The organism is Maribacter polysaccharolyticus (assembly GCF_028882255.1).
Lineage (GTDB): Bacteria > Bacteroidota > Bacteroidia > Flavobacteriales > Flavobacteriaceae > Maribacter_A > Maribacter_A polysaccharolyticus.
Window position 1 is genome coordinate 81,286 of the sequence record NZ_JARBUY010000007.1, and the last position, 14,342, is coordinate 95,627.

Here is a 14,342-nt window from a genome sequence, read left to right on the forward strand (position 1 = left end):
TATTGATTGGAACAATACCTAATCAATAGGGTAGACACCGTACTTAAGTCAAGTAAGTGGTATATTCTTATAAATTTAATATTTTCATTTCGTTTTCCCCATAAAATCAATGGATTTTAGGACCGGGTATTGAATCTAATCAATATTCCGTACCAACCTCACGTAATTGCGAATTCGAACGGAATCCGCGGCATTGATCGATTCCATGAGATAATCTTCCACATTGCCCGATTTAGGGTCTGATCGTTGGGCGCCCGCCCCATGCCAATCATAATATTCCTTTGCCTTGCTGTTGTCTTTACTGTAAGCTTTTCCAAAGGCGATATAGCAGGCCGTATATTTAAAATCACCTTGTGTCGTACTGGTCCAGAACCAACTGTCTTTCTCGGTGCAGTTGAAAAAGTTTTCATCTATGGCAGGAATCGTTTTCTTTTCGTAATCCACAATACTCTGTAATTCTTTGGTATTGGGTAGCCGCCAATCGGAATAGGAAGCCAGATGGCTGTTTTTGGCATATTCGAGGGCCCCTTTCCAATCGTATGTCTTTCCGTCATCCACTTTTTGCCACATCAATCCCGTAGCCTTGTCGGAAATGGTACCGTCATTGTTGTCCACAAAGTCATTTACCCCATATACATTTTCGGTACCCCGTACGGCCCTGACCAAACAACCCGGGTTTCTAACGCCCTCTGTACCGTTAAAATATAAGCCGGTTTCATAGGCTTTTATATGGCCGTCGGCAAAATTGAAACCAAAGGCACCTTCAATGTTCTTGTCTTGGATGCCGCCTTTTACGTATTTGGTACTCGACCAATATTGACCGGCAAAGGGCATTCTGCGGTCGTATTCAAAATCGAAATACGCCGTATCGAGGTAAGGTTGTGAGCCGGATAGGTTTCTTGGATGCAATTCTCCATTGAAATTGCTGATGGAATACAATTCTTTTATCGTGGGCATTCTCCAATCGGTGTATCCTCCGGTTTCCAGTTCTTCGACATACGTGAAGGCATCATAAAAATTATACCGCTCATTGTCCGAGGTCTTTTGCCACATGAGACCGGTATTTAAATCGGTAACGGTTCCATCGCCATTATCTCGATAGGAGGAAGGGGTACCGCTATATTGGGCATCCTGTCCATAATATTCCCCATCCTCGGTAGGTTGGGAAATGGAATTCCCTTGGTCATCATAGAACCTATCTTGGCCTGTATCCGTTAAAACGAAACGGATATCGTTATTGGGTTGGGATTCCTTCTTTTTTTTGGTGCTTATACAGCCCATAAAAAATAAAGCAATGCCGAAAGTTGCCAAGCGTAGGAGGTATTTTATAGGGTACATATTTATTGTTTTTACGGTGAATATTCAATAGTAAAAGTGTACGTAGTTTTCAACAGGAAGCTAAGTTGGGGAAAGGTATCCCCAACCTAGCTGTTTTCAATAACCTATTTGGGGAGTTCAATCTCTGACCAATCGGACATAGTTTCTGATTCTGAGGGAGTCGGAAGCATTGACCGATTCCAAGATGTAATCATCGATATCCCCGGTTTTGGGATCTGACCGTTGTGCGCCGGCCCCATGCCAATCGTAATATTCCGTGGCATCACTATTATCCTTACTATAGGCCTTTCCAAAAGCAAGGTAACAGGCCGTATATTTATAATCGCCTTGTGTCGTACTGGTCCAGAACCAGCTGTCGCTATCGGTACAGGTAAAATAGTCCTCATCAATGGCGGGGAAGGTCGTCTTGTCATAGTCAACAATGCTTTGTAGCTCTTTGGTGTTTGGCAGACGCCAGTCGGTATACCCGGCCAACTCACTTTCAGAAGCATAGGCAAGCGCATCGATCCAATCGTAGGAGTTTCCATCATCCACCTGTTGCCACATAAGTCCGGTAGCATTATCGGTCACCGTACCGTCGCCATTATCTTCAAAATCATTTACCCCATAAACATTTTCGGTTCCCCTTACGGCCCTGACAAAGCATCCTGGATCCTCTACCCCGGAGGTCCCGTCATAATATAAGCCGGTCTCATAGGCTTTTATATGTCCGTCGGCAAAATTGAACCCAAATGCCCCTTCGATGTTCGTTGATTGTAAACCGCCTTTGACGTATTTGGTACTCGACCAGTATTGGCCGGCGTACAGCATATTCTCTTCATATTCAAAGTCAAAATATTCGTCGTACAGGTAAGGTTGTGAACCCGCGGATCCCGAAGCGTCCAAAGATCCATTGGAATAAAGCAATGAATAGAGTTCTTTGATCGTGGGGAGTCTCCAATCGGTATATCCCCCTATTTCAAGTTCGTCAACATAATCGAAGGCATCGTAATAATTATGGCGTTCAAAATCGGGGGTTTGTTGCCACATTAATCCAGTGTTGAGGTCGGTAACCGTACCATCCCCATTATCCTGGAAGGAAGAGGCGATACCGGTATATTGTGCATCCTGCCCATAATATTCATCACCCTCGCTTGGTTCGGATATTTCATTTCCGTCAGCGTCATAAAATACATCCTGACCCGTATCGGATAGGGTAAAGCTAATGGATAAGGTGTCCGAATCCTCCTCAGTGGTGTCGGTCGATTCATCGGTAATCTCCTCATCGTCGCTACACGAATAAGTAAGTAATAAAAAACTACATAAAGCAGTGCATACCGTTCTTGTGATATTGGTTTTTCTTTTAGTCATTATTTAAGGATTTATAAATTAATGATCCAAAAGTAAGATAGGGTACCATGGGATGCGCTTATGCTTATAAGGTGCTACTTGTTTTTCGGGGTGTACAGGTGTCTACTTGCAAGATGACACTTTGTAATGTGTTATAAGTTAGGTTTTTAGGCTGTTTTTGAATTCCAAAGGGGTCATTCCGGTTTCAAGCTTGAAATTTTTGTTGAAACCCGATTTTGAGTTGAAACCGGAGTCCATCGCAATGGCCAACAAGGTAAATCGATCATGTTGGTCTTCCATGATCCTTTCCTTGACTTCCTTCACGCGATACGAATTGATCAAGGAATAAAAGGTATGGTTCAAGGAATCGTTGATGATCTGCGAGAGAAAATGTTTGGGGATGTCCAATGTAGTGGATAGGTCATCAATACACAATTTGGGCTGTAAATAGGGCTTTTCATTCGCTAAATGCTCCAACAATCGGGATTGGTACTCATCCTTTAAGGTATCGTTTAGTTTGTTTTTGGAATATTTCCCTTTACTGCTTTCGTCCGAACCTTCGTTCATTGCGGCATCGGTATCGTTTTCCATACTCAGGTATACGGGGTTTTGTTTAAGGCCCAGATAACCCAGGACATAGATAAAAGTACTTATAAGGATAATGTGCAGATCAAAAGGGATGTTATCGGCGATTTTGGTTTTAAAAAGGGTTGAAATTACTACCAAAAGGTAAGCCGAGACAAAAAACAGTATTATGATATAAGACCAACGTATGGTCAAGTAGACATCCTTATACGAATAATGATCTTGAATTTGCTTATTGTGTTTATTCAGGATATACAAGGTGACAATCGAATACCCCAAAAGGGATAGGCTTTGGAGTAATGTATAAATCAATTCGGTATTGGAATTCCTGTCCATAGGGCCTTGTAAGTCCACATTTGGAGGCTTTGGTAGAATATCATAATCGAAGAACGCCGTTAGCATAAAGTAGACGGCAAAAGGTAAAAAGTGTAAAGGGAGAAATTTAAAATTGATTTTTGCCTTTAACAGGGATATGATATAGAAATACAATAATGGTCCCCATAATAAACCAAAACTGGCATTCATCCAAAAGGGCGGAAAAATATCAAAATCATTCAAGATTACGGGTAGGAGCGATGTGCTAAGCAGTATGATAAACGATAATAGTAGGTATTTGTTTATAGGTCTTGTACCCGAAAAAAGGACAACAATGACATAAAAAAGGCACGTAACGCAACCTGCACTGGCAAATACTAGATCCACTTATCCAAATTTATTTTCAACTAAAGTAGTTTTTGATCGCTTTGACGGGTGAAATACCACAGCTTCCCGTCTTTGTCAAAGATATAACAAATGTAGGGTAATTCGCGGGAAGTCCTATGGGGGTAAAGGGTTGGCACCCTTGATTGAATGATACAAATCCTTTACCGTTGCTACTAAAAAATATACTTGCCGTCCATGATCCCATGTAAAAGGCTTTCATCCATCTGTACGTATTCGTGGCTTTTAGGGTGTCTTACGAATACGGTGTCCGAACAATTAAAGCCTTCTTTCTTCAAATCGAATTTCTTGATCTTATGGGTATGCGTAACCTCCATTTCATTTTTTATTCGAATGAATATGGGGACGGCATATTTGGGGAGTTCTTTTTGTAGGTATTCCGTAAGGGTACCGATATCGAAATGATGGCCTTGATGCCTTACGATAGTGACCATCCCGGCCCTACCGTCATTATTGGGGATTTGCACCCCGTAGACCGCACACATGGCAACCCCTTTGATTTGCCCTATGATCCCTTCAACTTCTGCCGTTGCCACGTTTTCCCCTTTCCAACGAAAGGTATCCCCGATCCTATCTACAAAACGGGCATGCTTATAACCGATATTTTGGAGAAGGTCACCACTGTTGAACCAAAGATCTCCCGGTTTAAAGACATTGCGAAGGATCTTATCCTCATTACGGTCGGTATTCACATAACCGTCAAAGGCTGATTTTTTACTTATTTCCGAAATCAACAATCCGGTTTCCCCTTTACGGACGGGAATGCCATGGCCATTGCTGTTTTTTATATAGGTGTCATTCCCAATATCGTATTTAATGATCTTGAATTTTTGAGGGCACCAACCGATAGTGCAATCATAATTCAGGGTGTTGGTAAAGCTGGTATTCCCATCGGCAGCCCCATAGAATTCAAAAATGTTCTTGATTTTAAAGCGTTCTTTGAAAGGGTGCCAAATATCTGGCCGTAGTCCATTGCCCATTATTTTTTTTATCCTGTGTTCCGTCTCTAGATCTGAAGGAGGGGCATTCAAGAGGTACCGGCACAATTCCCCGATGTATATAAAAGCGGAGACATTGTATTTAGCCACATCTTCCCAGAAATGGGAGACCGAGAATTTTCTTCTCATCACCATGGTACAAGGCGCTGCAAGTGCGGTAGGCCAACCGACAATGAGTGAATTGGTGTGGTAAAAGGGCAAGGGCACGTACATGACATCCCTTGGATTGAGGTTCATGTTGACCTTTCCGAACCAATAGTAAGTTGCCATCCATTTCCTGTTCGTTTGTCGCGATGCTTTTGGCAGCCCCGTTGTACCCGATGTAAAAACATTCGCATAGACTTGACCGGCTTTTATCTTGGCCGTCGTATCCGGGTTGGAGGTGTCCATCCCCAATACTTCCTTTTTAAGGTCGATATGGTCATGGGGGCAATCGGTTATGCCTTGGTCGGTTATCCAATAAAAGGTAGGGTGGGACAGGGTGGCAATTGAATTTTTAACGTCATCGAAATAAGGAACCAACTCTTCCCCGATAAAGTAGTAGTTGGACTTTGTCAGTTCCATGGCGTGTATCAAGGTCTGTTCCCTTTGATTGGGGTTGATCAATGATGCAATTGCCCCGATTTTCGCACAGGCGGCTATTACAAATAAGAGTTCGGGCCTATTTTCAATAAAAACGTTGATGGTATCCCCATTTTCAACCCCTATCTTAAGAAGGTAGTGGGCATAGCGGTTTATGGTCTTGTTGAATTCGACATACGTATAACTTTGTTCTTCAAATCTCAAAGCAACTACGTTCCCATGTGTACGGGCATTGGATGCTATGATCTTCCCAATGGATACATGGCTATCGGGGTTGATGGCCTTCGCTTTTCTAACGTTTTTTAGGATTCTTGGAAACTGGGGGATACGTTTCAATATTTTTCCGATCAGGTTGACCGGATTGGGATGCTGCAAGGTTTTAGCCATTGATCAATATCTTCGAAAGTGTTTTAATCATCCCGTATAAAGGGTATGGGATGGTGCTTTATTTTAGGAGGGAAAAGATAGTGATTTCGGTTAAAAATATAGGGGAATCCAGGTATAATAATTTGAAGGGCTGTAGGCTAAGCACGAGGCTTTCAAAACCATTACCGGGGTTCGGGAAAAAAAGCGGGACCCCATGAGGGATCCCGTTTTTTAAGTGCTTATGATCGTGTCATTACCCATACCGAGTTACCGGAGTATGCACAAGGGGGTATAACTTTTTTAAGACGTGTAGGCGCCTGAAGAATACGTTAGTTCATAGCTATGGGTATAGATTTCGAAAACGATCCCGAAGGGGTCTTCCACATAACACATTCTGTAGGGTTTGTCTCCGGGATAATAGGCCCTAATGGGCATACGTTGTTTACCGCCATGGGCTACGATTTTATCTATTAACCCTTCGATATCCGGGTCTTGTACAGAAAAATGGAAAAGTCCCGTGTTGAAAGGGTTGAATTCAGGAGCTTCTTTTATGCCGTGGGGAAATGAAAACAGCTCGATCCCAATACCATCCGATGTGGCTAAATGGGCGATTTCGAATGTTTCCCAATCCTCACCGAATACGTCGATACACATTTGTCCTATAGCCGTTTCGCTTTCTTTTTTCACCTTTGAGGGCTCCATGATCACATACCATCCCATTACTTCCGAATAGAATTTTGCGGCCTTTTCAATATCAGGGACCGTAATCCCAATATGTGAGAATGATTTCGGATAATTTTTATTTGATGTCATAACTTATAATTTAAGTTGCAAAATTAGACTATATTTGCCTATTAGGCAATAACTTACTAAAAAGTAGTATAGTTACCTAAAAGAGTAAATTGCTGATAATAAGATAATTGAAAATTTATATGGATAAAAATAATTACTGTCCACTTAACTATACCATAGGATTGATCGGTACCAAATGGAAACCTTTGGTATTGTTCCATTTGTTGGAAGGCCCGCTGCGTTCGGGAATGCTTCAGAAGCAAGTACCGGGTATTTCCAACAAAATGTTTACCCAAACCTTGAGGGAATTGGAAAAGGACGGACTTATTTTCCGTAAGGTGTATCCTGTGGTTCCTCCTAAGGTGGAATACGGATTGAGTAAGCGGGGAAAAACACTCGAACCCATTCTGAAAAGTTTGGATCAATGGGGTGTCGAAAACCACGAATAAGGAATAGGTCCTAATTGTCGGGGAAATCGGATACCCTGTAAATAGGGGAATTCAGGGTCGGGGTCAACTGTCTTTGTTCCTAGGGTTTCCCATTCAATTTGTCACTGGGTTTAGGGGAACGGTATTTAAGAGCTCATTTTGGAACGCCTGTAAGCTTTTTCCCGAAGCTATAGGATGCCCCAATGCGAGCAACGCACATTCCAAAGCATGTAATACGGCCATTAGGTCATTGGATGAGACCGACCCCATATGGCCTATCCTGAAATAGGAGGATTTGATCCCAGCGAGCAATCCTCCTGCCAGGATTACGTTTTTCTCGGTTATTTTAGCCCGCAATGCTGCACCATCGATGCCTTTTGGATAGTAAACCGCTGATAGGGTATGGGCTGCCAAATGGGTTGTTTTTGGCAATATCCTTAACTTCAATGCCGCAATTCCCGCTCTAAAGGCCTTGGCCAAATTTTGATGTCTTTGGATCCTTTTATCCATGCCTTCGGTACAGATGATCTTTAAACTGGTTTCAAGGGCCACGATCAAATTAACGGCAGGGGTCCCGAAATAAGAAGGTCTTCTTTCTTCGTACGCTTGCATTATGGGTAGCCAATTGTTCCAATCCGCATAATAATTGCCAACGGGCGTTTTTCTGTTTTTGAACACTCCCATGGCTTTTTGGGAGGCCATTAAAAGGGCGAGACCGGGAGGTACCCCGATGGCTTTTTGCGAAGCGGTCAAAACAACATCGATACCCCATTCGTCTTGCTTCAGTTCTTCCCCGGCAACGGAACATACGCCATCCAAAATGGAGAGTACATGGTATTTTTTGGCCAAATCCGCAATGGGTTTCGGGTCTATCAATATTCCTGTGGAAGTGTCGACATGGGTAAGGGTAAGTACTTTATAGGGTTTTGATCGGAGTTCGTTTTCAATGGCGTCAAGGCTTACCACTTCCCCTATCGGGGCTTCTAAAATGGTGGTGTTCGCACCATACCGATCCAAAATGTCCTTAAACCGATGGCCAAAGTAACCGGAGGAAATAACGAGGGCGTTATCGCCATGTTCAATAAGGTTGGCCGCGGCCATATCCATGGCCAAGGTGCCCGTACCCGCAACGATAAAAGGTTGGCCCGAGGGCGATTGCCATACCTCCCTCATGAGTTCAAGGCTATTTCCAAAAACTTCGATAAATTTAGGGGCAATATGACTTGTTGTCGCCTGGCCCATGGCTTGTAAGACTTCCGGTTCAAATTCGATAGGACCGGGAATCATGAGTAGTTTTCTTCCTTTCATGGCTATTACACTAAATTTTGTTTGCTGATCAATATGCCGTCATGATCCACATAAATATATTCATCCTGTATAAAAGTAACACCTCCAAATTCAACAGCGACCCCGATTTCCCCATTATTTCGTTTTATACTCTTAACGGGGGAAGTGTTTAGCGCCCTGATACCGATGTTCATGGTATTGATGGGCTGACTATCGCGAAGGCACCCATTGATGATGATCCCGTTCCAGTTATTTTGAATCGCCAACGTGGCCAATCGATCTCCGACCAAGGCACAACGTAGGGAGCCACCCCCGTCCACGACGAGTACTTTTCCCTTTCCGTCGGATTCGAGTTGTTTCCGTACCAATGAATTGTCTTCAAAGAGCTTTAAGGTCGATATTTTTCCCGTAAATGCCTTTTTGTTCCCGAAAGGCCGAAAAATGGGATCGACACAAGTGAGTTGTAAATGGTATTCATCCCAAAGGTCTGCAGTGGTGAACATGTTTATTGGTTTTGGTAAAAGGGTTCTTTTGGGTAACTGAAATTGGTAAAGGCGACATCCAAATGTCGCCTTTACCATAGAACTGGATCGGATTTATTTGGTTAGGACAAGTTCTATCGTTTCTTCCTTTTCATTCAGTTCAAACTGATTGCTGGTGTTTTTCGCTCCACCCGCTTTTAAGGCCTTATCCCCGGCAAAGAACGTTTTATGATCGTCACCCAGGTCAGAACCGGCCATACGTTGGTGTTTCACACAGGAAACCCCTTTTCGTATTTCCTGTCGCTGCACCCCTTTAACGTATGCCAACATCCCTTCTTCCCCAAAATACCCTGCTGTAAGGTCGTTCATTTGAAGGGCTGCCGTATGATAGGTGGGCAATGTGATCAAATGGTGGAATACCCCGGCATTTTTGGCGGCATCCATTTGAAAGGTGCGGATCATTTCATCGGCCCGGTCCGATAGTGGCGTACCATCGTATTTGGCATCCATTAAATTCTCGCGAGAATAGAAAGATACATCCTTACCCGATTTTTTCATGGCATCATATGCCTGCTGGCGAAAATTGAGCGTCCAGTTGAAAGAAGGGGAATTGTTATATACCAATTTTGCATTGGGTACCTCCTTTTTGACCCTGTTCACCATATGGGCAATCTGTTCCACATTTGGGGTTGGGGTCTCTATCCAAAGTAAGTCCGCCCCGTTGTTAAGGCTTGTAATACAATCAAGTACCACCCGATCGATATTGGAGTTTTCCTTGAACTTGTAAAGTCCATTGGGCATACGTAAAGGACGCACTAATTTGCCATTGCGTTTGAACAAAACATCATTCTCATTGACATCGTCCATGGTCACCTCCTCGGCCTCCACAAAATCCATATATTGGGATGCCAAATCACCTTCTTCTTGGGATACCGGAAGTTTTTGGGTAAGTCCGGCCCCTTCGGAATCCGTTCGTGCCACAATGATACCTTCTTCAACCCCCAATTCCAAAAAGGCATACCGCAAGGCGTTTAATTTTGCGATGAAATCCTCATGGGGTACCGTAACCTTTCCATCTTGGTGACCACATTGTTTGGCATCGGATACTTGATTTTCGATTTGAAGGGCACAGGCCCCTGCTTCTATCATCTTTTTTCCTAAAAGGTAGGTGGCCTCTTCGTTACCGAAACCGGCATCGATATCGGCGATGATGGGGACCACATGGGTTTCAAAATTGTCGATCTCCGATTGTACATCCTCTCCCGCATCCAAACGACGGAAAAGGTCGTTCAGTTCCACGGCATCGGCCTGTTTCAAGAAAGTGTATATTTCTTCGATCAGTTTTGGTACGGCCGTTTTCTCATGCATGGATTGGTCGGGCAAAGGTCCCAATTCGGAACGTAACGCCGCAACCATCCAACCCGAAAGATAAAGGTACTTTTTGTTCGTACTGCCATGATGCTTTTTAACGGCGATCATTTTTTGTTGGGCAATAAAACCATGCCAGCATCCTAGGGATTGGGTGTATTGGGTAGGGTCCGCATCATATTCGGCCATATCCTTTCTCATAATACCAGCGGTATATTTGGCAATGTCCAACCCTGTTTTAAACCTGTTTTGCAAGGCAATGCGCGCTGCGTTTTCCGGACTTATACTAGCCCAGGTATTTCCGTGTTTCGCTTTTAAGTTTCGTACTACTTCCAAGGCGTTGTTATACTGTGTCATAATTCTAGGCTTTAAAGTTTAATGAAATTGGGAGGGGTTGAACTCAATGTTGTGGGTGTTCGATGGGCATTGTAGTCAACCTTGTTGCTGATTGCCCAATTTGTGACCAGGGTTCGTGTTTTCTCTAGATTTTCCATAGTTTTGTAATATGTTATTATTAGTAATAATTAAATCCTGTTGATTGTTACCGCAATCGCAGGATTGCTTTTTTTAAATGTATTGATAGGCCGGAATCGTAAGGAACTCCTCGAAATTTTCCGAGAGTACCAATTGATCAAAAAGGCTGAAAGCCAATTGAAACTTGGTGTTTTTTATATGGTCCTCGCCATATTCCGTTATGATTTTTTCTATTTCATGGTCAAAAAGTTTCGCATACAATTCAATGTTGAATGTTCTGCCATCCTCCAACTGTACCCCGTTCTTTAACCATTGCCACACCTGTGTCCGGGATATTTCGGCGGTCGCGGCGTCTTCCATTAGATTATAGAGGGCAACTGCTCCGTAACCACGTAACCAGGATTCAAGATAAAGGATACCGACATTGATGTTTTTTCTGATTCCCGCTTCGGTAATGGTCCCTTTTGGGATTTCCACAAGATCCGCTTCGGTAATTCGTACATCGTCACGGGTAACATGTAATTGGTTCGGCGTAGGCATATGTTGATCGAATTCGGATAGGGCCACGGCAACTAGGGCAGGATGGGCCACCCAAGTACCATCATGTCCGTTTTTGACTTCCCGTTCTTTGTCTTTCCTTACCTTTTCCAAAGCCTCGGCATTGGCGGATTCATTGTTCTTGATCGGAATTTGCGCAGCCATTCCACCAATCGCAAGTATGCCCCGTTTGTGGCAACGTTGGATGACCAATTTTGAATACGCCTCCATAAAAGGGGTCGTCATGGTTACTTGATCGCGGTTGGGAACGACAAACTCGGGTCGATTCCTGAATTTTTTGATGTACGAAAAGATATAATCCCAACGCCCACAGTTCAATCCTACAATATGGTCTTTAAGTTCGTATATTATTTCATCCAACTGAAAGCTGGCCGTTATCGTTTCTATCAATACCGTAGCCTTGAAGGTACCTTTGGGCACACCAAGGTATTCCTGGGCGAAGGTGAATACCGCATTCCACCAACGGGCTTCGGTATAGTGTTCCAATTTAGGAAGATAGAAGTAAGGGGCCGTATGCTGTTTTAACAGTGTTTCCGTATTGTGGAACACGTATAGGCCGAAATCCAATAAGCTTCCGGACAGTTCCTCACCATTGATGAAGATATGCCTTTCGTTTAAATGCAAGCCCCTTGGTCTAACCAGCAATACGGCGGTTTCCGGGTTTAGGGTGTACGATTTGCCCGTATCGGGATTAACGAACGAGATGTCGTTTTTGTTCGCATCGATGAGGTTTTGTTGGCCTTCCATGACATTTTTCCAAGAAGGGGCCGTACTGTCCTCTAAATCCGCCATAAACGTTTTCGCTCCCGAGTTCAGGGCGTTGATGATCATTTTTCGGTCTACGGGACCGGTGATTTCCACCCGTCGGTCCTGTAGGTCCTGTGGAATGGCACCGGCTTTCCATTCCCCGTTACGGATAGTGGTGGTTTCATCGGGGAAGGTGGGAAGCATTCCACTATCGAATAGCTTTTGTTGTTCGTTGCGTTTTTCCAATAGTGAAAGTCGTTGCGCATTGAATTTTTCATGCAGTGCGGTGATGAAACCAAGGGCCTCCTCGGTCAAAATTTCCGGATAGGTGTTTCTTACCTCATTAGAGAAAGTGATTTTGGATTGTTTTAAAAGTGTGTGTTCCATGGTGTTATAGAATTTATTCGACAATAATAAAACAAAGTTTTTGAAAAAACAAGCGAACGTTCGCTAAAAATAAAAATTCGCAAAATATCAATGTTCGCAAAAATGGGTATATTTGTGTTTATGCAGGAAGATTACATTAAATTGATTTTTGGGTTAAAGCTAAAGCAGATAAGGACTGACAAGAATTTGTCCTTGTTTGGGCTGTCCAAACTTTCCGGGCTTTCAAAGTCGTATTTAAACGAAATCGAAAACGGAAAAAAATATCCGAAACCGGATAAAATCGCCATCCTTTCAGAGAAATTGGACGTGCCTTATGATCAAATGGTGTCTTTGAAGTTGGATAAAAACCTGGCGCCGATCGGAAATCTGTTAAAGTCCAAGATCTTGAAAGAGATTCCGTTAGAGCTTTTTGGGATCAAAGAAAGTACCTTGATCGATATTGTGGCCAATGCCCCCGTAAAAGTGAATGCTTTTATCAATACCATCATTGAGATAGCCCAAAATTATAATTTTAGCAGGGAAAGTTTTTTCCTGGCATCGGTTCGTTCTTTTCAACAATCGAACAACAATTATTTTGACGATCTGGAACAAAGTGTGCTGCGGTTCGCCAAAGCCTACCAAATTAATCTGGAAAAGATTCTGTCCTCCAAGGAACTCGAGGAAATATTGATCGAAGAGTATGGTTATAAGATCAATGGGGACGAGTTGTCCAAGTTTGAGGCATTGGGCAGTTTGCGCTCGGTTTTTATCCCAAAGTCCAAAACGCTTTTGCTTACCGATGGAATCGATGAGGCACAGCGCACCTTCATTTATGCCAAGGAAATCGCCTATAATTATTTAGAGACCAAAGAGCGTCTGTTCACCTTCCCGTGGATCAAGTTCGATACCTTCGATCAGGTCCTCAATAATTTATATGCTTCTTATTTTGCCGGAGCCTTGGTCATTCCCAAAGACCGGCTTACCAAACAATTGATCGGTATTTTCGAAAAGGAAACCTTTGATGCGGATTTGTTCCTTGAGGCCATCAACGCCTTCAATGCTTCGCCGGAATCCTTTTACCAACGATTGACCAATATTTTGCCTAAGGAATTCAATATCCAGAATTTGTTTTTTTTACGGTTTTCGCATAAAGCCAACAGCGATAGGTACTATTTGAAAAAAGAATTGCATTTGTCGCACCAACATTCACCCCACGCGAACGAAACCGATGAACATTACTGTAGGCGGTGGGTCTCCATAAAAATGTTGAAGGATATTCGTAAAGGTAGGAAGGAACATGAATTTGACATGCAGATTTCCAATTATGTAAGCGATGGAATGAAATATCTGGTGTTTGCCTCGGCAACGAAAGATCCCTTTAAAGAAGATTACTATCGAAGTATCAGTATTGGTCTACTGATAAACAAACAGTTGGAGCGAAAGGTGAAATTTTTGGAGGATCCCAAGATCGTTACCCGCAATGTAGGGGTCACCTGCGAACGTTGTGCCATTACCGATTGTAAGGATAGGAAAGTACCGCCAATCGCATTGGAGAAAAGTGCTAAAAACCAAAAGATAGAGAAAATCGTTGAAGAATTGAACCAAAGGTTCGGTTCCTGAAAAACACTTGCCGGCCCTATAAGCGAATTTCACCCATATAGGACGCTTGGCCCCCTAAAGGCCTTGAAGATATAGGCGATGTGCGATTTTTAAAAAGCATCGCATCCGGTTTATGGCAAGTGCCGTGCCATAAGGTCCAAAATAAGTGGACCCATAAATGAAGATCAATGGTTTTTCCATACGGTGGAAATACCCTTTAAGATCATCAATCTGACAAAAAGTAACTGCTGTTAGTTTTTTATCTATAAAAGTTAGGGTTAAAATATGCCTCCTTGAAAAGGTTGCTTATTTTAGGCTTATCT

The 14,342-nt window shown here is 43.0% G+C and carries 11 protein-coding genes; 2 read left to right on the forward strand and 9 right to left on the reverse strand.

Going from position 1 to position 14,342, the window contains the following annotated elements; translation table 11 throughout:
• Nucleotides 1-135: 135 nt before the first annotated feature.
• From PHU20_RS18370 to PHU20_RS18390, 5 genes are all read right to left on the reverse strand, one after another.
• Nucleotides 136-1,338 (reverse strand): Lcl C-terminal domain-containing protein, encoded by a 1,203-nt coding sequence (locus PHU20_RS18370; RefSeq protein ID WP_274826875.1) that lies wholly within the window; start codon nt 1,336-1,338, stop codon nt 136-138.
• Between the two features lie 117 nt (nt 1,339-1,455).
• Complete coding sequence (locus PHU20_RS18375; RefSeq protein ID WP_274826876.1) at nt 1,456-2,688, reverse strand: Lcl C-terminal domain-containing protein; 1,233 nt, start codon at nt 2,686-2,688, stop codon at nt 1,456-1,458.
• 138 nt (nt 2,689-2,826) lie between these two features.
• Nucleotides 2,827-3,954, reverse strand: coding sequence for a helix-turn-helix domain-containing protein (locus tag PHU20_RS18380; protein WP_274826877.1), 1,128 nt, complete (start codon nt 3,952-3,954; stop codon nt 2,827-2,829).
• Between the two features lie 173 nt (nt 3,955-4,127).
• Nucleotides 4,128-5,939 (reverse strand): long-chain-acyl-CoA synthetase, encoded by a 1,812-nt coding sequence (locus tag PHU20_RS18385; RefSeq protein WP_274826878.1) that lies wholly within the window; start codon nt 5,937-5,939, stop codon nt 4,128-4,130.
• A 279-nt stretch (nt 5,940-6,218) separates the two neighbouring features.
• Nucleotides 6,219-6,731 carry a lactoylglutathione lyase family protein gene (locus PHU20_RS18390; protein ID WP_274826879.1) on the reverse strand — a complete coding sequence of 171 codons (513 nt, stop codon included), beginning with the start codon at nt 6,729-6,731 and terminating at the stop codon, nt 6,219-6,221.
• A gap of 119 nt (nt 6,732-6,850) precedes the next feature.
• Between PHU20_RS18390 and PHU20_RS18395 the strand changes: the two genes are divergently transcribed.
• Entirely contained in the window at nt 6,851-7,159 is a 309-nt protein-coding gene (locus PHU20_RS18395) for a winged helix-turn-helix transcriptional regulator (protein WP_274826880.1), read from the forward strand.
• Nucleotides 7,160-7,252: 93 nt separating this feature from the next.
• On the opposite strand, the gene PHU20_RS18400 is transcribed toward PHU20_RS18395, so the two are convergent.
• The 4 genes from PHU20_RS18400 to aceB form a co-directional block, all read right to left on the reverse strand.
• The gene (locus PHU20_RS18400) at nt 7,253-8,446 is read right to left on the reverse strand and encodes a pyridoxal-phosphate-dependent aminotransferase family protein (protein ID WP_274826881.1); all 1,194 of its coding nucleotides are present in this window, start codon (nt 8,444-8,446) and stop codon (nt 7,253-7,255) included.
• A gap of 5 nt (nt 8,447-8,451) precedes the next feature.
• A complete protein-coding gene (gene rraA, locus PHU20_RS18405; protein WP_274826882.1) occupies nt 8,452-8,928 on the reverse strand; it encodes a ribonuclease E activity regulator RraA in 477 nt (158 codons plus the stop codon).
• Nucleotides 8,929-9,021: 93 nt separating this feature from the next.
• On the reverse strand, nt 9,022-10,632 hold the full coding sequence (locus PHU20_RS18410) for an isocitrate lyase (protein ID WP_274826883.1): 1,611 nt from the start codon (nt 10,630-10,632) through the stop codon (nt 9,022-9,024).
• Nucleotides 10,633-10,842: 210 nt separating this feature from the next.
• The gene (aceB, locus tag PHU20_RS18415) at nt 10,843-12,441 is read right to left on the reverse strand and encodes a malate synthase A (RefSeq protein ID WP_274826884.1); all 1,599 of its coding nucleotides are present in this window, start codon (nt 12,439-12,441) and stop codon (nt 10,843-10,845) included.
• Between the two features lie 120 nt (nt 12,442-12,561).
• Here aceB and PHU20_RS18420 point away from each other — a divergent pair, with 120 nt between their 5' ends.
• Entirely contained in the window at nt 12,562-14,040 is a 1,479-nt protein-coding gene (locus PHU20_RS18420) for a helix-turn-helix domain-containing protein (protein ID WP_274826926.1), read from the forward strand.
• Nucleotides 14,041-14,342 lie beyond the last annotated feature (302 nt).

What these genes read in the sequence shown, in the direction of transcription:
- PHU20_RS18370 (WP_274826875.1), bottom strand. Translation starts at nt 1,338, where the DNA reads ATGTACCCTATAAAATACCTCCTACGCTTGGCAACTTTCGGCATTGCT.
- PHU20_RS18375 (WP_274826876.1), bottom strand. Translation starts at nt 2,688, where the DNA reads ATGACTAAAAGAAAAACCAATATCACAAGAACGGTATGCACTGCTTTA.
- PHU20_RS18385 (WP_274826878.1), bottom strand. Translation starts at nt 5,939, where the DNA reads ATGGCTAAAACCTTGCAGCATCCCAATCCGGTCAACCTGATCGGAAAA.
- PHU20_RS18390 (WP_274826879.1), bottom strand. Translation starts at nt 6,731, where the DNA reads ATGACATCAAATAAAAATTATCCGAAATCATTCTCACATATTGGGATT.
- PHU20_RS18395 (WP_274826880.1), top strand. Translation starts at nt 6,851, where the DNA reads ATGGATAAAAATAATTACTGTCCACTTAACTATACCATAGGATTGATC.
- PHU20_RS18400 (WP_274826881.1), bottom strand. Translation starts at nt 8,446, where the DNA reads ATGAAAGGAAGAAAACTACTCATGATTCCCGGTCCTATCGAATTTGAA.
- rraA (WP_274826882.1), bottom strand. Translation starts at nt 8,928, where the DNA reads ATGTTCACCACTGCAGACCTTTGGGATGAATACCATTTACAACTCACT.
- PHU20_RS18410 (WP_274826883.1), bottom strand. Translation starts at nt 10,632, where the DNA reads ATGACACAGTATAACAACGCCTTGGAAGTAGTACGAAACTTAAAAGCG.
- aceB (WP_274826884.1), bottom strand. Translation starts at nt 12,441, where the DNA reads ATGGAACACACACTTTTAAAACAATCCAAAATCACTTTCTCTAATGAG.
- PHU20_RS18420 (WP_274826926.1), top strand. Translation starts at nt 12,562, where the DNA reads ATGCAGGAAGATTACATTAAATTGATTTTTGGGTTAAAGCTAAAGCAG.